The sequence below is a fragment of the Propioniciclava coleopterorum genome, assembly GCF_011393335.1.
Lineage (GTDB): Bacteria > Actinomycetota > Actinomycetes > Propionibacteriales > Propionibacteriaceae > Propioniciclava > Propioniciclava coleopterorum.
In genome coordinates this window covers 1160581-1185152 of the sequence record NZ_CP049865.1, presented here as the reverse complement: position 1 = coordinate 1185152, position 24572 = coordinate 1160581, and the positions used below count along the sequence as shown (strand labels likewise).

At 72.7% G+C, this 24572-nt stretch carries 21 protein-coding genes, 1 tRNA gene and 1 other RNA gene; 13 read left to right on the top strand and 10 right to left on the bottom strand.

Annotated features, from left to right (window positions below; all coding sequences use genetic code 11):
* Positions 1 to 21 precede the first annotated feature (21 nt).
* Genes G7070_RS18445 through G7070_RS19390 form a run of 4 tightly spaced genes read left to right on the top strand, consistent with a single transcriptional unit; the run spans position 22 to position 3984 of the window.
* A complete protein-coding gene (locus G7070_RS18445) occupies positions 22 to 486 on the top strand; it encodes a type 2 periplasmic-binding domain-containing protein (RefSeq protein ID WP_246227389.1) in 465 nt (154 codons plus the stop codon).
* A complete protein-coding gene (locus G7070_RS05745; protein WP_246227711.1) occupies positions 399 to 1097 on the top strand; it encodes an extracellular solute-binding protein in 699 nt (232 codons plus the stop codon). Before G7070_RS18445 ends, G7070_RS05745 begins: the two co-directional genes overlap by 88 nt.
* 11 nt (positions 1098 to 1108) lie before the next feature.
* The gene (locus G7070_RS05740; RefSeq protein WP_206079962.1) at positions 1109 to 2866 is read left to right on the top strand and encodes an ABC transporter permease; all 1758 of its coding nucleotides are present in this window, start codon (positions 1109 to 1111) and stop codon (positions 2864 to 2866) included.
* Positions 2863 to 3984: an ABC transporter ATP-binding protein gene (locus G7070_RS19390; protein WP_166232686.1), complete on the top strand. Its 1122-nt coding sequence runs from the start codon at positions 2863 to 2865 to the stop codon at positions 3982 to 3984. The genes G7070_RS05740 and G7070_RS19390 overlap by 4 nt, the downstream gene beginning before the upstream one ends.
* A gap of 91 nt (positions 3985 to 4075) precedes the next feature.
* Here the strand turns inward: G7070_RS19390 and G7070_RS19790 are convergent, their stop codons facing one another.
* The gene (locus G7070_RS19790; protein ID WP_431977922.1) at positions 4076 to 5029 is read right to left on the bottom strand and encodes a PadR family transcriptional regulator; all 954 of its coding nucleotides are present in this window, start codon (positions 5027 to 5029) and stop codon (positions 4076 to 4078) included.
* Here G7070_RS19790 and G7070_RS05725 point away from each other — a divergent pair.
* From G7070_RS05725 to G7070_RS05715, 3 genes are all read left to right on the top strand, one after another.
* Positions 4992 to 5657, top strand: coding sequence for a pentapeptide repeat-containing protein (locus G7070_RS05725; RefSeq protein ID WP_206079960.1), 666 nt, complete (start codon positions 4992 to 4994; stop codon positions 5655 to 5657). The genes G7070_RS19790 and G7070_RS05725 overlap by 38 nt on opposite strands.
* A 224-nt stretch (positions 5658 to 5881) precedes the next feature.
* The gene (locus G7070_RS05720) at positions 5882 to 7891 is read left to right on the top strand and encodes a PTS mannitol transporter subunit IICBA (RefSeq protein ID WP_166232684.1); all 2010 of its coding nucleotides are present in this window, start codon (positions 5882 to 5884) and stop codon (positions 7889 to 7891) included.
* A 9-nt stretch (positions 7892 to 7900) separates the two neighbouring features.
* Positions 7901 to 8947, top strand: a complete 1047-nt coding sequence (locus tag G7070_RS05715; RefSeq protein ID WP_166232682.1) for a zinc-dependent dehydrogenase — start codon at positions 7901 to 7903, stop codon at positions 8945 to 8947.
* Positions 8948 to 9016: 69 nt separating this feature from the next.
* Here the strand turns inward: G7070_RS05715 and G7070_RS05710 are convergent, their stop codons facing one another.
* Positions 9017 to 12007 (bottom strand): glycoside hydrolase family 2 TIM barrel-domain containing protein, encoded by a 2991-nt coding sequence (locus G7070_RS05710; RefSeq protein ID WP_166232680.1) that lies wholly within the window; start codon positions 12005 to 12007, stop codon positions 9017 to 9019.
* Between the two features lie 168 nt (positions 12008 to 12175).
* Positions 12176 to 13840, bottom strand: a complete 1665-nt coding sequence (gene ptsP / locus G7070_RS05705) for a phosphoenolpyruvate--protein phosphotransferase (RefSeq protein WP_166232678.1) — start codon at positions 13838 to 13840, stop codon at positions 12176 to 12178.
* A 93-nt stretch (positions 13841 to 13933) separates the two neighbouring features.
* Here ptsP and G7070_RS05700 point away from each other — a divergent pair, with 93 nt between their 5' ends.
* The 4 genes from G7070_RS05700 (at position 13934) to G7070_RS05685 (ending at position 18265) form a co-directional block, all read left to right on the top strand.
* A complete protein-coding gene (locus G7070_RS05700; protein WP_246227388.1) occupies positions 13934 to 14746 on the top strand; it encodes a DeoR/GlpR family DNA-binding transcription regulator in 813 nt (270 codons plus the stop codon).
* A 115-nt stretch (positions 14747 to 14861) separates the two neighbouring features.
* Complete coding sequence (locus tag G7070_RS05695) at positions 14862 to 15863, top strand: 1-phosphofructokinase family hexose kinase (RefSeq protein ID WP_166232676.1); 1002 nt, start codon at positions 14862 to 14864, stop codon at positions 15861 to 15863.
* Between the two features lie 46 nt (positions 15864 to 15909).
* The gene (locus G7070_RS05690) at positions 15910 to 17955 is read left to right on the top strand and encodes a PTS fructose transporter subunit IIABC (protein WP_166232674.1); all 2046 of its coding nucleotides are present in this window, start codon (positions 15910 to 15912) and stop codon (positions 17953 to 17955) included.
* A gap of 40 nt (positions 17956 to 17995) precedes the next feature.
* On the top strand, positions 17996 to 18265 hold the full coding sequence (locus tag G7070_RS05685; protein ID WP_166232672.1) for an HPr family phosphocarrier protein: 270 nt from the start codon (positions 17996 to 17998) through the stop codon (positions 18263 to 18265).
* Between the two features lie 180 nt (positions 18266 to 18445).
* Here the strand turns inward: G7070_RS05685 and G7070_RS05680 are convergent, their stop codons facing one another.
* Positions 18446 to 18976 (bottom strand): hypothetical protein, encoded by a 531-nt coding sequence (locus tag G7070_RS05680; protein ID WP_166232670.1) that lies wholly within the window; start codon positions 18974 to 18976, stop codon positions 18446 to 18448.
* A gap of 151 nt (positions 18977 to 19127) precedes the next feature.
* On the opposite strand from G7070_RS05680, the gene G7070_RS05675 reads away from it, so the two are divergent.
* On the top strand, positions 19128 to 19673 hold the full coding sequence (locus tag G7070_RS05675; protein ID WP_166232668.1) for an MOSC domain-containing protein: 546 nt from the start codon (positions 19128 to 19130) through the stop codon (positions 19671 to 19673).
* 106 nt (positions 19674 to 19779) lie between these two features.
* Here the strand turns inward: G7070_RS05675 and G7070_RS05670 are convergent, their stop codons facing one another.
* The 6 genes from G7070_RS05670 to G7070_RS05645 form a co-directional block, all read right to left on the bottom strand.
* Positions 19780 to 20148 (bottom strand): DivIVA domain-containing protein, encoded by a 369-nt coding sequence (locus G7070_RS05670; protein WP_166235013.1) that lies wholly within the window; start codon positions 20146 to 20148, stop codon positions 19780 to 19782.
* A 142-nt stretch (positions 20149 to 20290) separates the two neighbouring features.
* The gene (locus G7070_RS05665) at positions 20291 to 21214 is read right to left on the bottom strand and encodes an acyltransferase domain-containing protein (protein WP_166232666.1); all 924 of its coding nucleotides are present in this window, start codon (positions 21212 to 21214) and stop codon (positions 20291 to 20293) included.
* Between the two features lie 53 nt (positions 21215 to 21267).
* A complete protein-coding gene (locus G7070_RS05660) occupies positions 21268 to 21873 on the bottom strand; it encodes a hypothetical protein (protein ID WP_166232664.1) in 606 nt (201 codons plus the stop codon).
* Positions 21874 to 21965: 92 nt separating this feature from the next.
* Complete coding sequence (locus G7070_RS05655; RefSeq protein WP_166232662.1) at positions 21966 to 22493, bottom strand: hypothetical protein; 528 nt, start codon at positions 22491 to 22493, stop codon at positions 21966 to 21968.
* Positions 22494 to 22738: 245 nt separating this feature from the next.
* Positions 22739 to 22823, bottom strand: a tRNA-Ser gene (locus tag G7070_RS05650).
* 10 nt (positions 22824 to 22833) lie between these two features.
* Entirely contained in the window at positions 22834 to 23853 is a 1020-nt protein-coding gene (locus G7070_RS05645; protein WP_166232660.1) for a Gfo/Idh/MocA family protein, read from the bottom strand.
* Positions 23854 to 23990: 137 nt separating this feature from the next.
* Between G7070_RS05645 and ffs the strand changes: the two genes are divergently transcribed.
* Positions 23991 to 24087, top strand: an RNA gene (gene ffs / locus G7070_RS05640) — signal recognition particle sRNA small type.
* The last annotated feature ends 485 nt before the right edge of the window (positions 24088 to 24572 follow it).

The window sequence follows — 24572 nt, the reverse complement described above, 5'->3', positions numbered from 1 at the left end:
ATCGTCAAGGGAGTCGTTCACATGATCAAGCGTTCATGGGGAGTCGTCGCGGGCGCCGCGGCGCTGGCCCTCAGCCTCGGCGGCTGCGTCGTCGACACCAGCCCGACCGCGAGCCCCGCCGCCACCGGCGGCCAGGGCACCGCCGCCCTCAGCGGCAAGCTCACCGTCGCCTGCGGCGCGATGGAGGAGGTCTGCGACGCGTGGACCAAGGCCTTCACCGCCAAGACCGGCGTCCAGACCTCGTTCGTCCGGCTCTCCTCGGGTGAGACCGTGGCGCGCCTCGCGGCGTCCAAGGCCGCCCCCGAGTTCGACGTCTGGCACGGCGGCCCCGCCGACGGCTACGGCGCCGCGGCCGGCCAGGATCTGCTGGAGAAGTACACCCCGAGAACGCCGCGCAGATCCCCGACAAGTACAAGGACGCCAACGGCTTCTGGAACGGCGTCTACGTCGGCGCCCTGGGGTTCTGCTCCAACGCCAAGGTGCTGAAGGAGAAGGGCGTCGAGATCCCGACCTCCTGGGACGCGCTGCTCGACCCCAAGCTGAAGTCGCAGGTCTCCACCGCGCACCCGTCGACCTCCGGCACGGCCTTCACGACGCTGTGGACGCAGGTCGTCCTGCGCGGCGGTGAGGACCAGGGCCTCGAGTTCATGAAGAAGATGCACTCCAACGTGCTGCAGTACACCAAGTCCGGCACCGCCCCGGGCCAGATCGCCGGGCGCGGCGAGGCGGCCGTGGGCCTGGTCTTCAGCCACGACTGCGTCCTGTACAAGGAGCGCGGCATGACCGACCTGGAGGTGTCGTTCCCCAAGGAGGGCACCGGCTACGAGGTCGGCGGCGTCGCCGTCGTCAAGGGCGGCCCGAACAACGCCGCCGCCAAGGCCTACGCCAACTGGGCGCTGTCGGCCGAGGCGCAGGAGATCGGCCCGACGGTCGGCTCCTACCAGCTCCACACCAACCCGAAGGCGAAGTCCGACCCGCGCATGGTGGACCTGAGCACCATCAAGCTCGTCGACTACAACTTCGAGAAGGCCGCCGCGGCCAAGAAGCAGCTCACCGCGCGCTTCGACGCCGAGGTCGCCGCCCAGCCGAAGTCGTAACCACCATGGCCATGAGCAACCCGGCGGCCGAGGCCGCCCTGGTGCCCACCGCCCGGACGCCCCGCGCCCGCGGGCGCCGCAAGGCCCTGGACGTGTCCACGGTCGTCGTGGTTGCCGTGGTCCTGGTCGTGCTGGCGATCCTGATCCTCTACCCGCTGGCCGCCATCTTCGGGCAGGCGTTCAGCCCGGAGGGCGTGAAGGTGATGACCTCGGTCGTCACCTCGGTGGTCAACCGGCAGATCGTGCTCAACACCTTCGTGCTGGGCATCCTCGTCGGCCTCCTGGGGACGCTGCTGGGCTTCCTGCTGGCGTACATCCAGGTCAAGGTCGACTTCAGGGGCAAGAAGATCTTCCACATCCTGTGCCTGCTCCCGGTGGTCTCGCCGCCGTTCGCGGTCGCGACGGCCGTCATCACGCTGCTGGGACGCCGCGGCATCATCACCCACGGCATCCTCGGGCTGGAGACCAACATCTACGGCCTGCCCGGGCTGACGCTGGTGCTGGTGCTGTCGTTCTTCCCCGTCGCGTACATGAACTTCAAGGGCATGCTCGAGAACCTCGACCCCGCCCTGGACGACGCGTCCTCCAACCTGGGGGCGTCCGGTTGGCAGACCTTCTGGAAGGTCACGCTCCCGCTGATGGTGCCCGGGTTCGCGGCGTCGTTCCTGCTGCTGTTCGTCGAGGCGATCGCCGACCTGGCCAACCCGCTGGTCATCGGCGGCGACTACACCGTGCTGGCGTCGCGCGCCTTCATCGCGATCACGGGCGAGTACGACGTCGCCGCGGGCGCCGCCTACTCGCTGGTGCTGCTGATGCCGGCCCTGCTGGTGTTCGTGATCCAGCAGTACTGGGTCAGCCGCAGCAGCACCGTGACGGTGACGGGCAAGCCCGCCGGCAAGCCGCGCCTCATCACCGACCCGGCCGGCCGCATCCCGCTGCTGATCGCCGGCGTGGTGATCCTCGCGCTGGTCGCGGGCATCTACCTCACCGTCATCGTGGGCGCGTTCACCAAGATCCTCGGCGTGAACAACGAGTTCACCCTCGACAACTTCCGCTACGTGCTGAGCGGCATCGGCAACGAGTCGATCGTCGACACCACGATGCTGGCCCTGATCGCGACGCCGATCGCCGGCCTGCTCGGCATGGTGATGGCCTGGCTGATCGTCCGCAAAGTCAAGCGCGGCTCGGGCCTGCTCGACTTCCTCGGCATGCTCGGCCTGGCCGTCCCCGGCACCGTCGTCGGCATCGGGTACGCCATCGCGTTCAACACCCCGCTGCGGTTCACCATCGGTGGGACGACCTTCCAGTTGCTGCCGGCCCTGGGCGGCGGCGCGGCGATCTTCGGCGGCGCCATGGCGATCGTGATGGTCTACATCATCCGGTCGCTCCCCTCGGGGCAGCGCTCCGGCATCGCGGCGCTGCAGCAGATCGACCCGTCGATCGACGAGGCGGCGGCGTCCCTGGGCGCGGAGAGCTTCACCACGTTCCGCACCATCACCCTGCCGCTCATCCGCCCGGCGTTCCTCGCGGGCCTGATCTACGCGTTCGCGCGGTCGATGACCACGCTGTCGCCGATCATCTTCATCACCACGCCCTCCACCAAGATCATGACCAAGCAGATCCTCGCCGAGGTGGACGCCGGGCGCTTCGGCAACGCGTTCGCGTTCTGCGTCCTGCTGCTGCTGATCGTCGTCACGGTGATGGGCGTCATGAGCCTTTTGCTGCGGGGTCGCAACGACGTCCGCACCCAGATTGGAGCCGGAGCATGACCAACACCGACCGCCACCACGATTCCGGCCGGATCGTCCTCAAGGACCTCGTCAAGGAGTTCCAGGGCCGCGACGGCGCCACCCGCGCCGTCGACGGGATCAACCTGGAGACCGAGCCCGGCGAGTTCGTCACGCTGCTGGGCCCCTCGGGCTGCGGCAAGACGACGACGCTGCGCATGGTCGCGGGCTTCGAGACGCCGACGTCGGGCGACATCCTGCTCGACGGCGCCGACATGACGCGGCTGACCCCCGACAAGCGTCCGATGTCGATGGTGTTCCAGAGCTACGCGCTGTTCCCGCACCTGTCGGTGCGCGACAACGTGGCCTACGGGCTGAAGCTGCAGAAGATGACCAAGGCCGCGATCGACGAGGCCGTCGACAGTGCGCTGACGTCCATGGACCTGGTCAAGCTCGCCAACCGCGCGCCCAACCAGCTCTCGGGCGGCCAGCAGCAGCGCGTCGCCCTGGCCCGCGCCATGGTGATGCGGCCCAAGGTGCTGCTGTTCGACGAGCCGCTGTCGAACCTGGACGCCAAGCTGCGCGTCCAGATGCGCACCGAGATCCGCAACCTGCAGCAGAAGCTGGGGATCACCGCGCTCTACGTCACCCACGACCAGGACGAGGCGATGTCGCTCTCGGACCGGATCGTGGTCATGAACAAGGGCCGGATCGAGCAGATCGGCACCCCCGACGAGATCTACCGGCGGCCCGCCACGGTGTTCGTCGCGGACTTCATCGGGTCGGCCAACTTCCTCGACCCGGCCGGCGTCACCGTGCTGGGGGACCGGGCCCGCGTCGACGTGCTGGGCAGCCAGCGCGAGCTCAACGCCGCAGCCGGGGCCGCGGCGGCGTCCTCGCACGTCGTGCTGGTGCGTCCGGAGTCGGTGCACCTGCGCCGCAGCTCGGTGGACGCCCCGGAGGGCGAGCTGGTCACGGGCAGCCGCGGGCGCGTCCTGCGGGCGGTGTTCTACGGCTCGGTGGTGGAGTACGAGATCGACACCGACGCCGGGACGATCATCGCGGTCGTCTCCGACCCGGACCCGGACGGGATCCTGGCCGAGGACGAGCTCGTCGAGGTCGACTTCCCGCGCGACCGCGGCTGGCTGCTGCCGGCCTGAGAGCCTGGTCCCCGAGCGAGGCGGGACCGGAGATGGCGATGCCCCGCCGACGCGTCCACGTCGGCGGGGCACCGCTGTGCTCCGGGAGGGGTCAGGAGGCGTCGCCGGGGCCGGGGGTCGCGGTGTCGTCCTCGCCGCCCGCCAGGGCCGCGTAGACGTCCTTGCGCGCCTGGGCGAGGATCTCGCCGATCCGGACGCGCTGGGCGCCGGTCGCCGCCTGCGCGGCGTGCCGGACGGCGCCGTGCAGTTCGTGCATGAGGGCGGGCAGTTCGGGCCCCTCGGACGCCTCGGCGTCGGCGAAGGGGTCGGCCCAGTCCGCCCGGTGCTGCTCGACGTGCGCGGTGCCCGCCTCGGTGAGGGTGGCCAGCTTGCGGCCGTCCGTCTCCACCAGGGTGATCAGACCCTCGTCGGCGAGCGCGGACAGCGTCGGGTAGACGGCGCCGGCGCTCGGCGTCCAGCGGCCGTGGGAGCGCTCGGAGATCGTCTGCATGAGCTGGTAGCCGTGCATGGGCTCCTCGCTCAGCAGCCGCAGGATGGTGACGCGGACGTCGCCGCGTCCGGCCCGTCCGCCGCGGGGGCCGTGACCGCGGCGTCCGCCACGGCCGCGCGGGCCACCGGGGCCGCGGGGGCCGTCCAGGTCGGGGTCGAAGGCCTCGCCGCGGGGGCCGCGGAACGGTCGCTGCGGCTCCGGCGGGGCCGGGAAGTCGGGAGCGGAGCGCGGGCCGAAGCTCCGGCCGGGCGCGTCGGCGTCGAAGCGGGGGCCGCCGAACGGGGCGCCGCCGCGGGGCCCGCCACGACGGCCGCGGGGCCGCGCTGCGAGCGGGGGTCGGGGTCGAAGTCGTTGTTCTCGTGATACGTGCGGTTCATGGTGGTTCCTTTCGTGTGTCGTACACCATGACACTAACGATATATCGTGAACTGTCGTGATGCAAGCGCATGTTGCTCGGCGGGGCCCCCGGCCGCCGCGGGGGATACTGGCGGGGTTGCCTGAAGGAAGTGGGGATCCCGTGGTCCGTCGTCGTCCGCCCGTCGCGGAGCCCGTCATCGACACGCTCGTCCTGGAGGGGCTCGAGGACGCGGAGGCGTCCGACGTGGAGCCCCATCTGGACCACCGCGCGCTGCGGTTCGCCGACGTCGACCTGTCCGGGCGCGATCTGCGGGGCGTGGAGTTCCACGAGTGCGCCTTCGACGGCCTCGTCGCGGACGGGGCCGACCTGCGCGGGGCGCGCTTCGTCGAGACGCGGATCGAGCGGCTGGACGCGCCGCTGCTGAGCGCGGCCCGGAGCGCCTGGCGCGACGTGCGCGTCGCGGCGTCCCGCATCGGCGCCGCCGAACTCTACGAGGCGGACGTCCGGACCGTGGCCGTGTCGGGCAGCAAGCTCGATTACGTGAACCTCCGCTCGGCCGAGGTGCGGGACCTGTTGTTCGAGGACTGCCGGATCGGCGAGCTCGACCTGGGGCAGGCGCGGGTCGAGCGGCTGGCCTTCCGGGGCTGCGTGATCGGCGAGGTGCGCCTGGACGCCGCCCGCCTCACCTCCGTCGACCTGCGCGGCGCCACGGTCGGGGCGCTGGCCGGCTTCGAGAGCCTGCGCGGTGTGGTGATCACGCCCGAGCAGGCCGCCGGGTTCGCCGAGCAGTTCGCGCTGCACCTGGGCCTGACGCTCCTCGACTGACCGGCCCGCCCGTCGGCTCGGGCGGCTGCTGCGGTGGGCGGCGCGCCGGCGCCACCCCATCCGGGGCAGGGCGTCGCGGGGAAGCAACACGATCAGACATGAGAAATGTCTGAATGTGTCGGTACCTCTTGACTTCGCCTGTGTTTGTCGCCACGATACCGACGTGGGCGTGAGCCGCCCGCCCGACCGCACGGAAGCGGCCGGCCGACACATGGAGGTCACCGATGACTCTTCCTGACGCACGCGTCAACAAGAACCTGGAGGGCCCCGGCGTCCGGGCCCGTGTCCAAAAGTTCGGCGGTTACCTGGCCGGCATGATCATGCCGAACATCGGCGCGTTCATCGCCTGGGGCCTCATCACCGCCTTCTTCATCGAGAAGGGCTGGGTCCCCAACGCCACGTTGGCGAACCTCGTCGGCCCGATGCTCTACTTCCTGCTCCCGATCCTGATCGGCTACACCGGCGGCCGGATGGTCCACGGCCAGCGTGGCGCCGTGATCGGCTCCATCGCCACGATGGGCGCGATCATCGGCGGCATCACCGACCTGTCGACCCTGTCCGGGACGCCGATGTTCCTGGGTGCCATGATCATGGGCCCGTTCGCGGCGTGGGTCCTGAAGATCTTCGACAAGCTCACCTCCGAGAAGATCCCCTCCGGCTTCGAGATGCTCGTCGACAACTTCTCGATCGGCATCATCGGCATGCTGCTGGCGATCCTGGGCGTCCTCGGCGTCGGCCCCGTCCTGGCCGTGCTCATCGGCATCCTGGCGGGCGGCGTCAACTTCCTGGTCGCGGCGAACCTGCTCCCGCTGGCGTCGATCTTCGTCGAGCCCGCCAAGGTGCTGTTCCTCAACAACGCCATCAACCACGGCATCTTCACGCCGCTGGCCGCCCTCGACGTCCAGAAGACCGGCCAGTCGATCCTGTTCATGGTGGAGTCCAACCCGGGCGCCGGCCTGGGCCTGCTGCTCGCCTTCATGTTCTTCGGGCCGAAGTCGCTGCGTCCCTCCACGCCGGGCGCGATCATCATCCATTTCTTCGGCGGCATCCACGAGATCTTCTTCCCGTACATCCTGATGAAGCCGATCATGATCCTCGGCACCATCGCGGGCTCGATGTCCGGCCTCTTCGTCGCCACCTGGCTGCACGCCGGCCTCGTCGCCTCGCCTGCGCCCGGCTCGATCCTGGCCTACCTCGCGGTGACGCCGCGCGACGGCTTCCCGGCGATGCTGGCCACGGTGTTCACCGCCGCCGCCGTCTCGTTCGTGGTCTCCTCGGCGCTGCTGAAGTTCGGCCGCGGGCAGGACGACACCAACACCGCCGTCGCGGGTGACACCGTCTCGACGATGGGGCACGACATGCTCGCCGCCCCGGGCGTCGCCCCGGTCGTCGCGGGCGCCGAATCCATCAACGGCGCGGACGTCCGGAAGGTCATCATCGCCTGCGACGCGGGCATGGGTTCCTCGGTGATGGTCGCGTCCCAGATGAAGAAGCGGCTCTCGCCCTACGGCGTCGAGGTCACCCACACCCCCGTCGACCAGATCCCGGCCGACGCGCAGGTGGTGCTCACCCAGGACGGCCTCGCCGCCCGCGCGGGCAAGACGGTGCCGAACGCGATCGTCGTCCCGTTCACCAACTACATGGGCGATCCGGCCTTCGACCGCGTCGAGACCGCGATCAAGGAGGGCCGCCTCCTGTCGGCCCGCGGACTGGGCGAGGCCACCGGCGCCGCCCCGGCCACTGCCGCCCCGGCCGCTGCCGCTGCCGCCCCGAAGCCGAAGCGCAAGAAGACGCTGGACGCCGGCGTCCTGCCGCGCGGGAACGTCCGTCTCGGGCTGACCGCGCGCGACAAGGAGGACGCCATCCGGCAGGCTGGTGACGTGCTGGTGGTCGGAGGGGCCGCGGAGCCCGGCTACATCGACGGGATGCTCGCCCGCGAGCTGCAGACGTCGACGTTCCTCGGGTCCGGGGTCGCGATCCCGCACGGCACCAACGAGGCCCGCACGCACATCAAGCAGGCGGCCCTGGGCTTCCTGCAGTTCCCCGACGGCGTCGATTGGGACGGTAAGACCGCGTACGTGGTCATCCCGATCGCGTCCAACAGCGACGAGCACGTCGGCATCCTGTCGGCGCTCGCCACGACCCTGGCCGACAAGACCAAGTCCGAGCGCCTGCGCACCGCGACGAGCGTGGACGAGGTCGTCGACCTGCTGACACCCGAAGAAGAGGAGTGATCCATCACCATGAAGGCACTGAGGTTCTACGCCCCCGGTGACGTGCGGCTCGAGGAGGTCCCCGAGCCCGAATGCGGCCCCGACGAGGTCAAGATCAAGGTCGCCAACTGCTCGATGTGTGGCACCGACGTCAAGATCCGCAACAACGGCCACCCCAACATCACCCGCGTGACGACCATGGGTCACGAGATCGCCGGTGAGGTCGTCGAGGTCGGGGCGGACGCCAAGGGCGACTTCAAGGTCGGCGAGCGCGTCCAGGTGATCGCGGCCGTGCCGTGCGGCGAATGCCACGAGTGCAGGAAGGGCTGGATGGAGGTCTGCGAGAACCAGACCTCGGTCGGCTACCAGTACGACGGCGGCTTCGCCGAGTACATGATCGTGCCCGCCGAGGTGCTCAAGGTGGACGGCCTCAACCGCATCCCCGACGGCGTCGGCTACGACGAGGCCTCCGCCGCGGAGCCGTTCGCCTGCGCGATCAACGCCCAGGAGCAGCTCGGCATCGAGGAGGGCGACTTCGTGGTCGTCTTCGGCGCCGGCCCGATCGGCGCCATGCACGTCCGGATCGCCCGCGGCGTCCACAAGGCCGGGACGATCGTCCTGGTCGACATCAACGGCGAGCGCCTGAAGATGACCGCGGACGCCGTGCAGCCCGACGCCACGATCGACGGCTCGGCCGTCAACGTGGTCGAGGAGGTCATGAAGATGACGAACGGCCGCGGCGCCGACGTCGTCATCACCGCCACGCCGGCGAACATCACCCAGGAGCAGGCCGTCGCGATGACGGCCCGCAACGGCCGGATCTCGTTCTTCGGCGGCCTGCCGAAGACGAACCCGACCATCTCCCTGGACAGCAACCTGGTGCACTACCGCCAGCTGCACATCCACGGCGCGAACGGGTCCGCCCCGGACCACCACAAGCGCGCCCTGGAGTACATCGCGACGGGCCAGATCCCGGTCAAGGACCTGATCACCCGCCACGTGCCGCTCGACGACGTCATGGCGGCGTTCGACATGGTCGCGAACGGCGAGGCGATCAAGGTCACGGTCGAACCCTGACCACCTGATCCCCCGGCCAGGAGCGGGCGTCCCACGCGTTGGGGCGCCCGCTCCGTCGTCGTCTGAGGGTCAGCCCCGCACGGTGAACGTGAGCGTCACCGGCTCGGCCGCGACCCGGAACTGCGGGTCCGTGGCCGGCCCGCACGACGCGGTCCCGATGCCCGCGTGCCGGGCGTCGAGGGTCAGCCAGACCCCCGACGGGTCGGGGAGGTCCTCGGCGTGCGGCGCCGCGGCGAGCTGCTGGGGGGTCCAGCGCGCCAGGCTGAACCCGGGGCGCCGGCCCTCGGCGTGCGGGTCGATCTCGACCTCGAGCCGTCCCGCGCCCTCCAGGGTGAGCCGGCGCAGCCCGCCGCGATGGCCCGCCTCCTGCGGCCGGATCTCGGGCGCCCACAGGTCGTCGATCCCGGGCGCGGCGAACGTCCCCACCCGGACGCCGCCGGCCAGGTCCGGGTAGTTCTCGGTCGGGCCGAGGCCGTACCACCGCACGGCGGCCTCCGCCCACGCGGGGCCGAGGTCGACGGTCAGGCCCAGGCGCGGCAGCGTCGGCCAGTCGCCGCTGGGCACCATCGTGGCGCGCACCCGGACGCCGTCGGGGGTCGCGGCCCAGGTGAGGTGCGTGTCGATCCGGCGGGCGGCGTCGGGGACGCCGGAGCGCAGCGTGATCCCGGTCGCGTTCCGGCCGACGACGCGATGCTCCAGCAGGTCCAGCCGGGCGTCGGCCCAGCGGTCGGCGTCCGAGGGGCGGTGGCCGCGGTCGTTGTCGGTGGGGGCGCGGAACACGACCGGGCGGAGCGCCCGCACCCAGGCGGGCGGCTCGGCCCCGGCGTCGGCGCCGGCCGGGCCGTCGGCAGTGCCGGGTGTGGCTCCCGAGGCGCCGGCAGGGGTGTCGGGCGTGGCTTCACGAGCGCCGGCAGGGGTCTCGGGCGTGGTGCCAGGGTCGTTCGGTCGGACCCACTGGGCGACGTGCACGACGCGGCCGGCGTCGGTCTGCTCGCCGACGGCGGGCAGCCGGGGCTCGCCGGTGGCGGGGTCGATCTCGCGCGGCTCGCGGGGGGCGATCCCCGGCGTCCGCGGGTCGAGGACCGCGACGGTGACGGCGTCGGCGGCGGCCAGCGCGTCCGGGTCGATGCCGAGCGAGACCGTGACGGACGCTCCCGGGGCGAGGCGGGGCAGGGGCACGTCGCCGGTCAGCGTCCGGTCCGCGCCGACGCACTCCCAGCGCAGCAGCCCGTCCGCGATGTCGGCGTGGGCCAGCCGGCTGCGCACCTCCGCGACGCCGGCGGCGTCCACCGAGGCGACGACCGGCGCGACGAGGTTCGCCCAGGCGACCAGGCCGGCCCCGGGACGCGAGACGGCGTTCACCAGGCCGTCGCAGACGAAGTTCCCGTCGTGGACCGCCTCGCCGAAGTCGCCGCCGTAGGCGAACGCCCGCGTCCCGTCGGGGAGCAACCGCTCGAGGGCGTGGTCGCGCCACTCCCACACGCAGCCGCCGGCGTGCCGCGGGTGCGCCATGGCGTCCACGTACCCCTCGATGCCGCCCGGTCCCGTGCCCATCGCGTGCACGTACTCGCACAGGAAGTAGGGCTGGGTGCGGATGCGGGCCGCGTCCTCGGCGCTGGCGCGGGACGCCTCGTGCGTGGGCGACGCCACCGGCCCCGCGTCGTGCTCCAGGACGAGCGCGACCTCCTCGACGGTGGGGTACATCCGCGAGTACACGTCGGTGTAGGCGGCCTCGTGGTCGCCCTCGTAGTGGATCGGCCGCGACGGGTCGCGGTCGCGCGTCCACGCGGCGGCCGCGGCCAGGTTGGGCCCCGTGTGCGCCTCGTTGCCGAGGCTCCAGGCGATGACGCTCGCGTGGTTCTTGTCGCGCTCGACGGTGCGGCGCATCCGGTCGAGCAGGGCGTCGCGCCAGCGCGGATCCGAGGAGGGGTTGCCCTCCCACCCGATGTGCTCGAAGCCGTGGGTCTCGTAGTCGTTCTCGAGCATCACGTACAGGCCGACCTCGTCGCACAGGTCCAGCAGACGGGGGTGCGGCGGGTAGTGCGAGGTGCGGATGGTGTTCACGTTGTACGCCTTCATCAGCGCCAGGTCGGCGCGGGCGGCCTCCTCGTCGAACACCCGGCCGCGTCGGGGGTGGGTCTCGTGCCGGTTGACGCCCGGCAGCGTCACCGGGCGCCCGTTGACCTGCCAGACCCCGTCGACGATCGCTGAGCGGCGGAACCCCACGCGCAGGGCGACCGTCTCGGCGGCGTTGCCGACCGTCACGTCGTAGAGCCGGGGGGTCTCGGCACTCCACGGCTCGCCGCCCGGGACGGCCAGCGGCGCGACGTCGTCCGGGCCGTCCCAGGCGACCTGCAGTCCCAGTTCCGGGCAGGACAGCGTGACCGGCCAGGCGGGCGCGCCGGCGAACTCCGGGGCCAGCAGCCCCTCGCCGGTCGCCGGGTCGAAGTCCGCCCGGAGCCAGACGTCCTCCAGGCCGCCGTCGGGGCGGTGCAGGAGTTCGACGTCGCGGAAGATGCCGGGCAACCACCACTGGTCCTGATCCTCCAGGTAGGAGCCGGGCGACCACTGCCGCACCGTGATCTCCAGGACGTTGTCGCCGGGCCGCAGCGCGTCCCCGAGGTCGAACTCGCGGGTCAGGCGCGAGCCGCGCGTCAGGCCCAGGACGGCGCCGTTCAGCGTCACCGTCGCCTCGGACTCCACGCCGAGCAGCCGCAGCCGGTTCGACCCGCCCGTGGGCCAGTCGGCGGGCAGGGTCACGGTGCGGCGGTAGTGGCCGGTGGGGTTGGCGTCCGGCACGTGCGGCGGGTCGAGGGGGAACGGGTAGCTCACGTTGGTGTAGGCGGGGGAGCCCCAGCGGCCGTCGTCCTGCAGCACCCAGTGCGCGGGCACAGGCATCGTCCCCGTCACGCTGCGCCCGGACGTGGTCAGGGTGAAGTCCCAGGTCCCGGCCAGGTCGAGGCGCCGGGCGTCCGAGGCGAGGTGCGAGCGCGGCGGGCAGATGGTCCCGGACGCGGCGGCGAAGTCGCCCTTGGCGGGCGCGGTCGTGGTGTCGGTCATGGTTCCCCTCGGTCGCGGTGGTGGCCAGCCCACAGGCTAGGCGGAGCCGGGGGCGGGGGCCCGCGGTTGGCACCAGGTGCCGCGCACAGCACGCCTCGTAACCGGTGCCGCGGACGCGGCGACGGCGCCCCTCCCGCGTGGGGAGGGACGCCGTCGGGCGCGGGGGACTCAGCCGAGCAGTTCGGCGGCGAGCTCCTTGGCGTCGCGCGCGTTGCGGGACGCGACCACCTTGTCGGCGACCTCCGTGCACTGCTCCAGGGTCACCTTCGACAGCTGGACGCCGACCGCCGGGATGGCGTTGGTGGCCATCGACAGCGACGTGATGCCCAGGCCGATCAGGATGCAGGCCAGCAGCGGGTCGGCCGCGGCCTCGCCGCAGACGCCGACGGGCTTGCCCATCTCCTGGCCGGCGGCGGCCGTGTTCTGGATCAGCCGGAGCACGGCGGGCTGCCACGGGTCGGTCAGCGTCGCCAGGTTCGACGACATCCGGTCGGCGGCCATCGTGTACTGCGTCAGGTCGTTGGTGCCGATCGAGAAGAAGTCGACCTCCTTGAGGAAGGCGTGCGGCATGATCGCCACCGCCGGCACCTCGACCATGATCCCGGGGGTCAGGTCGCGCTCGCGGCACTTGGCGGCGAACTCGAACGCCTCGTCGACCGTGGCGACCATGGGGGCCATCACCCAGGCGTCCTTGACGCCGTTGTCCTCGGCCGCCTGCGCGATCGCGTCGAGCTGGCGGTCGATGAGGCCCTTGTTGGTCCACCCGAGCCGGATGCCGCGGACGCCGAGCGCCGGGTTCTCCTCGTCCTCGTGGTTGGCGAAGGGCACCGGCTTGTCGGAGCCGGCGTCCAGCGTCCTGACGACCACCTTCTTGCCCGGGAACGCCCCGAACACCTCGCCGTAGATCCGGGCCTGCTCGTTCACCGACGGCTCGGTCTGGGCGGTCAGGAAGCACAACTCGGTGCGGAACAGGCCCACACCCTCGGCCTGCGAGCCGGACGCCTTGCGCGCGGCGGCGCCGTCCTGCACGTTGGCCAGGAGCTGGACCGGCGTGCCGTCGGCCAGCGCGGCGGGGCCGCTCCAGGCGCGGATCTCGGCGCGCAGTTCCTCGTCCTTCTTCACCAGGTCGTCGGCCTCGGCGGGATCCGGCTCGACGGTGATGATGCCGGTCGTGCCGTCCACCAGGATCGGGACGCCCTCGACCACCGACTCCAGGTCGGAGGCGGCGACGATGCAGGGGATGCCGAGCTGGCGGGCGATGATCGCGGTGTGGCTCGTCGGGCCGCCGAACTTGGTGACCAGCGCCTTGATCATCGCCGGGTCGAGGCCGGCGGTGTCGGCGGGCGCGAGGTCGAGGGCACACAGCACGACCGGGGAGGTGGGCTGGGGGACGCCCGGCTCGGGCAGCCCCATCAGCTCGGCCACGACGCGGTCGCGGATGTCCTTCAGGTCGGTGGTGCGCTCGGCCATCAGGCCGCCCACCTTCTCGAACTGGGCCACGAACTGGGCGATCGCCTTCACGGTCGCCTGCTCGGCGGACTCGCCGCCGTTGATCAGCTTCGAGGCGGCGCGGATCCAGCCGCGGTCCCGGGCGAGCGCGGCGGTCGCGCCGAGCACTTCGGTGGCGACGCCGGTGGCCGCGCTGGCCCGCTCGGTGAAACGGGCCGCGACGGTCTCGGCGGCCGCCTTGAACCGCTCGACCTCCGCGGGGCGATCGTCCTCGGCGATGAGGGCGGTGCTCGCGGGCGGCAGGTGGGCGGGGCGCGTCCAAGCGGCGGGGGCGTAGGCGTAGCCTCCGACCACTCCGGTTCCGCGCACGGTCTTCTTTTCCATGGTTCCTCCGCAATGAGGGGGTTGAACTCCCTGATCATCCCGCCCTCGGGGTTGCCGGGTCAACACAAAATGGGTATACCGGGACCGTTCATCATGTCCGATCAAGTCTGGTCTTGGTCGGTCGCCAAGGGGGTCGAGATGTACGCAGAGGAACGCCAGCACGAGATCGTCACGCGGGCCCGCGAACTGGGTCGCGTGTCCGTGGCCGAACTCGCGAGCCGCTTCGACGTGACGCCCGAAACCATCCGGCGGGACCTGGACGCCCTGGCCGGACGCGGGCTGCTCAGCCGCGTCCACGGCGGCGCGGTGCCGGCCGAGAAGCTGCGCCTGGCGGAGGCGTCCGTCGACAGCCGCGAGACGAGCTTCCCCGAGGAGAAGCTGGCGATCGCCCGGCGGGCCATCAGCCTGCTGCCGCGCCGCGACGGGCTCACGGTCGTCGTGGACGCCGGCACCACGACCGCGCGGCTGTGCGCGCTGCTGCCGGCCTGGGTGTCCACGGTCGTGACGAACTCGGTGTCGTCGGCGGAGCTGCTGGCGTCCCGGCAGGACCTGGAGGTGCTGATGCTGGGCGGCCAGGTCCGCAACCTGACCCAGGCCACGGTGGGGGCGCACGCGCTGGGCGTGCTGCGGTCGCTGCGCTGCGACGTGGCGTTCCTGGGCACCAACGGGATCTCGGCCGAGCACGGCTTCTCCACCCCCGACCCGCACGAGGCCGCCGTGAAGCAGGCGATGGTCCGCTGCGCCACCCAGGTCTACGTGCTCGCCGACTCCTCGAAGATGGACAACGAGTACCTCGTCCGGTTCGCCGAGATCGACGAGGCGGACGCGCTGGTCACCGACTCCAAGCTGCCGGCCACCAAGGCCGCCGAACTCCGCGCCGCCGGCCTCCACGTGGAACTCGCCTGAGCCGCCACGACCGAAACCACGTAAAACCACACCCGAATCTGTCGCGAGGTCTTGCCAACGCCCCGAAAGCAAGATAGAAAAAGACATACCAACATTGCCCCACAAGGGAGTGGACATGGGTAGCACGCAGCAGTCGGGCGATACGCCGACGGTCGTGACCTTCACGGCGAACCCGAGCATCGACCGGACGATCGTTCTGGGCCAGGCGCTGGAGCGCGGCGAGGTCCAGCGCGCCGCGGGCGTCATCGAACAGGCCGCCGGCAAGGGCGTCAACGTGGCCCGCGTCCTGTTCAACGCCGACGTCGAGGTGGCCGTCGTGGCCGCCGCCGTCGACGGGGCGTACCGCTCCCTCACCGAGCGCGCCGAGGTGCCGCTCGCGGTCATCGGCGTCCCGCTGTCCGGGGCGCAGCGCGTCCGGGTGAACACGGCGATCACCGAGCCGGACGGCACCACCACCAAGATCAACGAGGCCGGGCCCGAACTCACCCCGCAGCAGGTCGCGCTCGCCGCCGAGGCGCTCACCGAGGTCGCCCGCGGCGCCCGCTGGGTGGCGCTGTCGGGCTCGCTGCCGCCCGGCGCCCCCACCGACTGGTACGCCACCTTGACCCGCGCGCTCCGCGCCGCCGGCGCCAAGGTCGCCATCGACACCTCCGGGGCCGCCCTGGACGCCGTGCTGGCCGCCCTGCCCGAGGCGTCCTTCGACCTCATCAAGCCCAACTCCGAGGAACTGGCGCAGCTCACCGGCGGGGACGCCGCCGCGTTCGAGCGGGACGCCGCCGCCGGCGACCTGACCGCGATCGTCGAGGCCGCCCGCACCCTGCGCGACCGCGGCATCGCCAACGTGCTCGTCACCCTGGGCGGCTCGGGCGCCGTCCTCGTCGACGCCGACGGCGCCTGGTACGGCACCGCCCCCAGGATCGACGTCGCCAGCACCGTCGGGGCCGGCGATTCGTCGGTCGCCGGGTTCATCCTCGCCGAGGTGTCCGGCGACCCCGCCCCGGGCCGCCTGTCCACCGCCATCGCCTACGGGACGGCCGCCGCGTCGCTCCCGGGAACCACCCTGCCGACCCGCCAAGACCTGCCCGCAGGCCCCATCGAGGTGACGGCGATCGCCTGAGCGATCCCACCTCAGCCCCTCTCCTGACCGACCCCAAGGAGACCCCATGGCTCTCATCACCGAACAACTCGTCGCCCTCGACGTCGACCTCGGCGCCACGAAGGCGGACGTCATCGCCTCGCTCGCGGGCCTCGTCGAGAGGGCCGGCCGCGCGGAGGCGTCCGGCCTGACCGCGGACGCCCTCGAGCGTGAGGGCAAGGCCGCCACCGGCCTGCCCGGCGGCTTCGCCATCCCGCACTGCCGCTCGGCCGCCGTCTCCGAGGCGTCCCTGGCGTTCGCCCGGCTGTCGAACCCGGTCGACTTCGGCGCCAAGGACGGCCCCGCCGACCTGGTGTTCCTCATCGCGGCAGCCGCGGACGGGGACGCCGACCACCTCAAGCTGCTCACCAAGCTCGCCCGCGCGCTGGTGAAGAAGGACTTCCTCGTGGCGCTGCGCGAGGCGAAGACTCCGGCCGAGATCGTCGCGCTGGTCGACGGCGTGGTGGAGCCGAAGCCGGACGCCGCCGCGCCGGGGGCCGCGGTGGCCGCTGGGGCCGCGCCGGCCTCCGAGTCGGCCCCGGCCGGCGACCGGCCGGTCATCGTGGCCGTCACCGCGTGCCCCACGGGGATCGCGCACACCTACATGGCCGCCGACTCCCTCGTCGCCGCGGGCGAGGAGGCGGGCGTGGACGTCCGCGTCGAGACGCAGGGTTCCGGCGGCGTGACGCCGCTGCCCGCCGCCGTGATCGCCGGCGCGAAGGCGGCGATCTTCGCGACCGACGTCGGCGTCAAGGACATGGCACGCTTCGCCGGGCTGCCCGTCATCGAGTCCGGCGTGAAGCGGGCGATCAACGAGCCCGCCGTGATGATCACCGAGGCGCTCGCCGCCGCCGACAACCCGTCCGCCCGCAAGGTCGCCGCCGGCGGCGGCGGGGGCGAGGAGTCGGCCGGGGAGGGGTCGCAGCTCAGCGTGGGCAAGCGGGCCATGCAGGCGCTGATGACCGGCGTCTCCTACATGCTGCCCTTCGTGGCCGCGGGCGGCCTGCTGATCGCCCTGGGCTTCCTGTTCGGCGGCTTCGACATCTCCCTGGCCCCCGGGGCGACGGCCGCGCGGCAGTGCGCCGACCTGTCCTGGGCCGACCCGGCGGCGTGCGCCGAGGCGTCCAGCATCGGGGAACTCGCCATCGCGACCGGCTGGGGCGCCGGCCTGAACTACCTGGGCGGCGTCCTGTTCGCCATCGGCGCGGCGGCGTTCGGCTTCCTGGTCCCGGCGCTGTCGGGCTACATCGCCTACGGCATCGCCGGACGCCCCGGCATCGCGCCCGGCTTCGTCGGCGGCGCGATCTCCGTCACCCTCGGCGCCGGCTTCCTCGGCGGCCTGCTCACCGGCCTGCTGGCCGGCGTCGTGGCCGCCTGGCTGGCGTCCCGGAAGGTGCCCCGCTGGCTCGCCGGGCTGATGCCCGTCGTGGTGATCCCGCTGGTGACCAGCCTGATCGTCGGCGGGTTGATGTACTTCTTCCTCGGCAACCCGCTGGCGGCGCTGACCCAGGCGATGCAGACCGGCCTGGGCGGGATGTCCGGCGGCTCCAAGGTCGCCCTCGGCGTCGTCCTGGGCCTCATGATGTGCTTCGACCTGGGCGGGCCGGTCAACAAGGCGGCCTACCTGTTCGCGACCGCCGGCCTCGACCCGGCCAACCCGGCGTCCCTGCAGATCATGGCCGCGGTCATGGCGGCCGGCATGGTCCCCCCGATCGCGATGTCGGTGGCCAGCTTCGTCCGCAAGGGCCTGTTCAACAAGGCCGAGCGCGAGAACGGGCAGTCGTCGTGGCTGCTGGGGCTGGCGTTCATCTCCGAGGGCGCCATCCCGTTCGCCGCCGCGGACCCGTTGCGCGTCATCCCGTCGATGATGGCGGGTGGCGCCGTGACCGGCGCGCTGACCATGGCGCTGGGCGTGGGCAGCTACGCCCCGCACGGCGGCGTGTTCGTGTTCTTCGCGATCCTGAACTTCCTCGGCTTCCTGATCGCGATCGCCGCCGGCGTGGCGATCAGCGCCGCGCTCGTGATCGCGCTGAAGCAGTTCACCCACAAGAAGGCAGACGCGGCGGCCGTCTGATCAGTAGCCTGTCCCTCACCACCTGAAGAAGGAGAAACCCATGGCAAGCAAGACCGTCACCGTCGGATCGTCCGTCGGCCTGCACGCCCGTCCCGCCGCGATCATCGCGGAGGCCGCGGACGGCTACGACGACGAGATCCTGCTGACGCTCGTCGGCGGCGACGACGACGAGGGCGTCGACGCGGCGTCGAGCCTCATGATCATGACCCTGGGTGCCGAGAAGGGCGCCGAGGTGATCGTGACCTCCGACAACGCCGAGGCCGTCGAGGCGATCGCCGCCCTGATCGAGCAGGACCTCGACGCGCAGTGAAGCGCTGATGACCGCGGTCGGCCCGTCCCTCTGGGGCGGGCCGATCTGCGTTCCGGGTCGGCGTCCCGGATCGGGCGAGCTTCGCGATCGCACCGGACGCCCGCGTGTTCGGCCACGCCAGCGGCCGCACGGCTCGGCCCCACCTGCGCTTCCTGACGGAGCCTGAGGGCCGGCCTGCCGCTAGAGGCTGACCCAGCAGTACACCCGCTGGCCGCGCTCGGCCGCGAGCGCCGCGAGGTCCCGCAGGTCGGTGAGGAACCCCAGCAGGTCGTCGGGGTCGGCGTCACCGCCGAACTCTTCGTCCTGCGCCCAGGCGCCGGACGCCTCCCGCAGTCGCTCCTGCGACGCGGCGAGCAGCGCGGCGGGGAGCGCGTCGTTCAGGCTGAGCACCAGCGGGCCGTCCCCGTCGGAGGCGATCTCCTCCGCGCGGGGATCGTCGAGGATGTCGTCGAAGGAGCGTCCCGTCAGCAGTTCCTCCAGCGTTCCCAGCTGGACGACCGGGTCGATGCCCTGAACCGACAGCGTCTCGTAGACCGGCAGCGACGGGTCCTCGGTGAAGGTGATCTCGACCTCGGTCCGGCGGCCGAACAGGCCCTTCTTCTTCTCGACCGTCTGAGCGACGGCGTTGCTGCTCGGCCCGCCCACCCGCGGCAGCACGGCGGCCGCCGCGGCGTCCGAGGGAGCGGTGAAGTAGTCATAGAGGGTGCTCATGGCAGGCGATTCTGCCAGGCCGACCCGGTGGCGTTGTCGTCCTGGTGCCCCCAGTGCGGAACGCCCGCAGGATCACCCCTAGCCGGCGTGATTCGTCCCGCGCGGCCCGGGCGCTGGGGGCACAGGAACGACATCGCCCTAGGGTGAGCGCATGCCTCACCTGGTCGCCGTGTGCGTCGTCCACCAGCTGCACGCCGACGCGGGGACCGTCGGGACCACGGCGATCGACAAGCGCCCCGTCGAGGGCGCGGTCAAGGTCGGGCCGTACGGCGCCTACGCCGACGTCCAGGCCGACCGGAAGCACCACGGCGGGCTCGACCAGGCGCTGTACGCCTACGCCGCCGAGGACGCGGCGTTCTGGGCGGCGGAACTCGGTCGCGACCTGCCGCCGGGGGCGTTCGGGGAGAACCTGCGCACCGAGGGGATCGACGTCAACGCCGCCCGCATCGGCGAGGTGTGGCGGATCGGGGAGGCCGTCGAGGTCCAGGTGACGGCGCCGCGGCGTCCGTGCGCGACCTTCGCCCGTTGGATGGGCCCGGACGTCGAGCGCGGCTGGGTCAAGCGGTTCGGCGCTCAGGGCCGCGTCGGGCCCTACCTGCGCGTGCTGCGCACCGGTGTGATCGCCGCGGGGGACCCGATCGTCGTGGTGTCGCGCCCGGCCGGGGCGCCGACGGTGCTCGAGGTCTTCCGCGGCTGAGCGCGTCCGGGCGGCGAGGCCCGTCGAGTGGCTGGGCTGCTGAGTGGCTCGGGCTGCCGAGCGGCGAGGGCTCCCCAGCGGCGAGGGCTGCCGGCGGCGGGCGGGGTCAGCCGAGCAGGCGCCGGTAGTGCGCGGCCTGGCGGTCCACGAACGCGTCGACGTCGCCGGGGTCGTAGCCGCCGCGGTACGCCAGATGGAACCGGATGTCCTCGACGATGACCAGCGCTTCCCGGTGCCCGTCCGCGGTGTCCGGAAGGGCGGCCAGCTTGTCGACGAGCGCGTCCACGTCGGCGGGGTCGTAGCCGTTGCGGCGGGCGAGGTGGAAGCGGACGGTCTCGAGCGACTCGGGCTCGGCCGGTTCGGCGTCGGGCGTCCCCTGCGCTCTGCGGCGCAGCGCGACCATCACCACCAGGACGATGACGAGGATGGCGAGGAGCGCAACGATCAGCGGCTGATCGAGCAGAGCGGACGGCATGCCACGACGATAGGAGCCGGGAGCACCGGCCGCTGCCGATCCGGGCGAACCTGCGCCGCGCTCCGTCCCGTCGATCGGCTCGGCCTTCGAGGGGACGCGTCGCACGGCCACGACGTGCCGTGAGGTGCGGGTATCGGGAGATCTAGGGGCGGGTGTCGGCGACGCCCTGGCACACGCGCACGTGGCCGCCGGCACGCCAGTGCTCGACCAGTCGGCGGCGCAGCGTGTTGTCGGTCGGCAGGGTCTCGGGGTCCGCGGCGGCCCTGCCGGGCGGGTTCACGTCGAACACGAAGTACGCCGCGGCCCAGTCGCCCGGCCCGCACTCCCACGGCGTCCAGCGCTCCGCGAACCGGGCCAGGTTGGTGTCCGGCACCAGGTCGGTCAGGAGCGGGTCCAGCAGCCACGAGTCGCAGATGAACGCCTCGGGCGCCAGGTGGGGGAGGTGCGCGGAGTAGGTCGCCGACGCCGCGGCGAAGGCGGCGTCGACCGAGGCGGGCGTCAGCGGGCCGGTCTGGGGGATGTGCACCGACAGCACCCGGCGCGCGGGACCGCCGGCGATGCCGAGGTCGGAGAGCCGCGGCTCGAACTGCAGCCGGCCCAGCCACAGGAAGTCGCCCGACCACACTGTCCGCAGCCAGCCCTGGTTGTGCAGGCCCGGTTCGCCGTACACGTGGCGGTGCTTCATGACCTGCTGGCCCAGGTCGTTCAGCGTCCGGACGCCGATCTCGGACGCCAGCCCGTGCCCCGCCTGGTGGGCGAGCACGTCCTCGCCGGTCGCCGCCAACGCGCACAGCGGGAGGACGCCGGCGCCCAGCGGGTGCCGTTCCAGCGCGGCGTCGAACCCGGGACCGTCGGCGTGGGCGTCCCAGGCGCCGATGGCGGGGAGCAGCACTTCGGCGCGCAGCCTCGCGACCACGGCCAGGTCGGCGGGGTCGTCCGCGACCGCGCGCAGCCACCCCGCGACGGCGGGGCGGTCGGGGGCATGGATGCCGAGCCGGTCCAGTCCGTCGTCGGTCGCGGCGTCGAGCAGGCGTGCTCGGGTCAGGTCGGCGTCCGGGTGCGGCATGGCATCAGGATCGCAGAGGCTGCGGTCGTCCGGCTGCCGGTGTGGGGCGGCCCTCAGTAGATGCCCTCGCCGGTGCACGCGTTGAAGGGGATCGGCTGCTCGCCGGACTTGCCCGGGAACCGCCAGGTCAGCCGGGTGTAGGCGCGCTTGCCGCCGCAGGTGCCCGGCCGCGACGCCGTGACGGTGGCCTTCTCCCACGTGGCCTCCGCGGTCGGCTTGCCCGGGGCGAGCCACATGGCCTCCGCCGTCCCGGTGGCGGTGTCGCCGCCCCAGGACTTCCAGGTGATGCCGCGCAGGATGGTGGTGGGGTGGTTGCCGAAGTCGACCGTGCGGGGCTTCGCGGTGCCCAGCCCCTCGTCCGCCTTCCCGGGCAGGTCGGCGCCCAGGACGAGTCCCGCCGCGGTCGGCCGCTCGGGGCTCGGGCTGCGCGTCGTGCCCGCGGGACTCGGCGCCACGGTGGCCGGGGGCGTGGCCGACGGGGAGGCTGACGCCGACGACGCAGCGGACGGGGTCGGGGACGTGGGGCTCGCCGTGAGCGTCGACGTCGGCGCCGAGGGCGTCGGGGTGCTCGCGGGGGAGGCCGGCGCCGGAGCGGGGCCGGCACAGGCGGTGATGAGGCACAGCAGCGAGAGGGCTGCCAGGGATGGGGCGGTCTTCATGGGAACCTCCGGGGTGCGCGTCGGACACCATGATGGACGACCGAGGAGGGCGGAAGGTTGCGCGGCGTGATGTCGCCGACGCAGGAAGGCCGTCAGGACTTGGGGAGTTCGGCTCCCGTGCAGGCGTTGATCGGCGCCGGCTGGCTGGCCTCGGGCTTGTCGGGGAACCACCACTGCAGGCGGGTGTAGGCCGGCTTGCCGTTGCAGGTGCCCAGTTGGTCGGCCTGGACGCGGACGGTGGTCCGCGCGCTCGACGCGGTGGCCTGCGCTTCTCCCCGGGCCTCGGCGATGTTGTTGCCCCACGCCTCCCACAGGAGGTTCGTCAGCTTCGTGGTCGGCTTGCCGAAGTCGATCTCCGCGGGACGCGCAGCCGTGCGGCCGCCCAGGGTGATCGGCGTGCCGTCGGCGGGCAGGGAGTCCACCGGGACCGGGATGACGGGGGCGGTGGCCTCGTGGGTCTCGACCGGCCTGGCGGACTGCTCGGCGGAGGGGGCGTTCGGGTCCTGGGGGCCGGCGCCTGCGTCCCGGCTCCGGTCGGCGCGGGGCCGGGGGCTGCGCCGGTGGCCTGCTGCGTGGGGGCGGGGAGCGGCGGAGGCGTCCCCGTGGTCGACGTCGCGCATCCCGCCAACAGGAGGGCCGTCAGGCTCAGGGCACTGAGACGTGCAAGGCGGTTCATGGGCGCTTCCTCCTGGTTCGGCCGTCGGGGCACGGCGGCGCCTGCCAGCGTACCCCCCGCGGGGAGTCGGCGGTGCGGGCATCCGGATGGGCCGGTGCACGGCCGTTGCTGGGGTCTCGCCCGGGCGGCCGCGCCACCCACGCCTGAGCCGGACGCGAAAAGACCCCGCCGGGTGGCGGGGTCTCGCGGCGGAGGATACGAGATTCGAACTCGTGAGGGCGTGAACCCAACCCGGTTTCCAACCGAGCGCCATAGGCCTCTAGGCGAATCCTCCGTGGGGGATCTTAGCCGAGGATCCGCGGTGGCACCGAATCGAGGGGGCTCCCGGCCGTGAGGGCCTCGCAGACCGCCACGGCACGCAGCCCGTCGCGCAGGGTGACGGCCGGTTCGCGCCCCTCGGCGAGGGCCGCGACGATGTCGCGCCACTGGTCGACGTGGCCGCTGTGTCCGATGGCGCGCGGGTCGGACGCGCCCATCCCGGCGGTGGTGGGCGTCGGGGGAGGGGGCACGTCCGGGAAGGTCCAGGCGACGGTCTCGGCCTGGCGGAAGGACGCCGTCCCCGTCGTGGTGTGCAGGGTCAGGGTGGCGGGCGAGCCCGGCGGCGTCCCGGTGGTGGCCAGCACGGACGCCAACGCCCCGCCCGCGAACCGGATCGCGCCGGCCGCGGTGTCGTCGGCGTCGCCGGGGCGGTGCCGGGCCGCGCCGAAGCCGACGGCGTCCACGGCGTCCCCGAGCAGCCACAGCAGCAGGTCGATGGAATGGATCCCCTGGTTCAGCAGGACGCCGCCCTCCGGCGCGCGCCCGCGCCACGGTGCCGCGGCGAAGTAGGCGTCGTCGCGCCACCAGGGCAGCGTCACCGACGCAGCGACCGGCTCGCCGAGGCGTCCGGCCGTCAGGTGCTCGTGCAGCCAGCGGTGCTGGGGCTCGAAGCGGCGTTGCGCGAACACCGACCCGAAGCTGCGCGGCCCCGCGGCGTCCAGGATGCGGCGGGCGTCGGCCGCGGTGGTCGCGAGCGGCTTCTCCACCACGACGCCCTTGCCCGCCGCCAACGCCGCGACGGCGTGCTCGGCGTGGGCCGAACTGGGGGAGGCATCCGCGATGAGGTCGAGGTCAGGGCGGCCCAGCAGTCCGGGCAGGGTGGACGGCCGTCCGGCGATCCCGAGCGCTGCCGCGGCGTCCGATCTTCCCACGTAGCCGGCGATCTCGACGGCGACACCGTCCTCGGCCAGGGCGCGCAGGGCGTCCACGTGGGTCCGGGCGATGGTGCCCAGCCCGATGAGTCCGATGCGGATGCTCGCCGGCATCATCCACCCCCTTGTCACGGAATGCGGGCACGCTACCCGACCGACCTCCGCCGGGGGACGCGGGGCTCTCGAGAGTTCACGACGGGCGGCGCGGACCGCTGTTGCGGGCGGGCGTTTCCGGGTCGGCTACACTGACACCCGGGTCCCCGCGCGGTGGTACCTCGCCCAACTCCCCCAGGGCCGGAAGGCAGCAAGGGTAAGTGAGCTCTTCCAGGTGCGCGGGGGCCTCTTCGCGTCCGGGCCGCTGACCGGCCCGGTGAACGAATGCTCGAGACGCCGCTCGCCGAGTCGGACGCCGTCCGTCGCCCCGTCTGGGTGGTGGGCTTCGGATGTGTGTTGCGGCCGAGCCTGCCGTTGGGCCATGCGTCGTGAGTCCGTCAAGTCGCCCCCTCTTGCGTCAGATGCCCCCTCTGCAGCGGGGGCGACTGCGCCGAACGGGGGCGGCTCGTCTCAACCGGGGGCGGCTCGTCACAACGGCGGGCGGCTTGGCTCGGCTGGGGGCTCGTCACAACCGCGGGGGCTCGGCTGGGGGTTCGTAACAACCGCGGGCGACTTTGTCTCATTCTCGGGCGATGCGTCTGGTTCAGATGTGCGTCGCGATCGAGCCCGCTGGTGGGTCCTGCGCCGGGCGGACGGTTCCAGCCGCCCCCTCTTGCGTCAGACGCCCCCTTTGCTGCGGGGGCAACTGCACCGAACGGGGGCGGTTCGTCACAACTGGG

Excerpts from the sequence above, each read along its gene's own strand:
- G7070_RS18445 (WP_246227389.1), top strand. The coding sequence starts at position 22 with ATGATCAAGCGTTCATGGGGAGTCGTCGCGGGCGCCGCGGCGCTGGCC.
- G7070_RS05665 (WP_166232666.1), bottom strand. The coding sequence starts at position 21,214 with ATGCCGCACCCGGACGCCGACCTGACCCGAGCACGCCTGCTCGACGCC.
- G7070_RS05660 (WP_166232664.1), bottom strand. The coding sequence starts at position 21,873 with ATGAAGACCGCCCCATCCCTGGCAGCCCTCTCGCTGCTGTGCCTCATC.
- G7070_RS05670 (WP_166235013.1), bottom strand. The coding sequence starts at position 20,148 with ATGCCGTCCGCTCTGCTCGATCAGCCGCTGATCGTTGCGCTCCTCGCC.
- G7070_RS05680 (WP_166232670.1), bottom strand. The coding sequence starts at position 18,976 with ATGAGCACCCTCTATGACTACTTCACCGCTCCCTCGGACGCCGCGGCG.
- ptsP (WP_166232678.1), bottom strand. The coding sequence starts at position 13,840 with ATGGAAAAGAAGACCGTGCGCGGAACCGGAGTGGTCGGAGGCTACGCC.
- G7070_RS05710 (WP_166232680.1), bottom strand. The coding sequence starts at position 12,007 with ATGACCGACACCACGACCGCGCCCGCCAAGGGCGACTTCGCCGCCGCG.
- G7070_RS19790 (WP_431977922.1), bottom strand. The coding sequence starts at position 5,029 with ATGACGGGCTCCGCGACGGGCGGACGACGACGGACCACGGGATCCCCA.
- G7070_RS05720 (WP_166232684.1), top strand. The coding sequence starts at position 5,882 with ATGACTCTTCCTGACGCACGCGTCAACAAGAACCTGGAGGGCCCCGGC.
- G7070_RS05695 (WP_166232676.1), top strand. The coding sequence starts at position 14,862 with ATGGGTAGCACGCAGCAGTCGGGCGATACGCCGACGGTCGTGACCTTC.
- G7070_RS05685 (WP_166232672.1), top strand. The coding sequence starts at position 17,996 with ATGGCAAGCAAGACCGTCACCGTCGGATCGTCCGTCGGCCTGCACGCC.
- G7070_RS05655 (WP_166232662.1), bottom strand. The coding sequence starts at position 22,493 with ATGCGCGACGTCGACCACGGGGACGCCTCCGCCGCTCCCCGCCCCCAC.
- G7070_RS05690 (WP_166232674.1), top strand. The coding sequence starts at position 15,910 with ATGGCTCTCATCACCGAACAACTCGTCGCCCTCGACGTCGACCTCGGC.
- G7070_RS05675 (WP_166232668.1), top strand. The coding sequence starts at position 19,128 with ATGCCTCACCTGGTCGCCGTGTGCGTCGTCCACCAGCTGCACGCCGAC.
- G7070_RS05740 (WP_206079962.1), top strand. The coding sequence starts at position 1,109 with ATGAGCAACCCGGCGGCCGAGGCCGCCCTGGTGCCCACCGCCCGGACG.
- G7070_RS05645 (WP_166232660.1), bottom strand. The coding sequence starts at position 23,853 with ATGCCGGCGAGCATCCGCATCGGACTCATCGGGCTGGGCACCATCGCC.
- G7070_RS05715 (WP_166232682.1), top strand. The coding sequence starts at position 7,901 with ATGAAGGCACTGAGGTTCTACGCCCCCGGTGACGTGCGGCTCGAGGAG.
- G7070_RS05700 (WP_246227388.1), top strand. The coding sequence starts at position 13,934 with ATGTCCGATCAAGTCTGGTCTTGGTCGGTCGCCAAGGGGGTCGAGATG.
- G7070_RS19390 (WP_166232686.1), top strand. The coding sequence starts at position 2,863 with ATGACCAACACCGACCGCCACCACGATTCCGGCCGGATCGTCCTCAAG.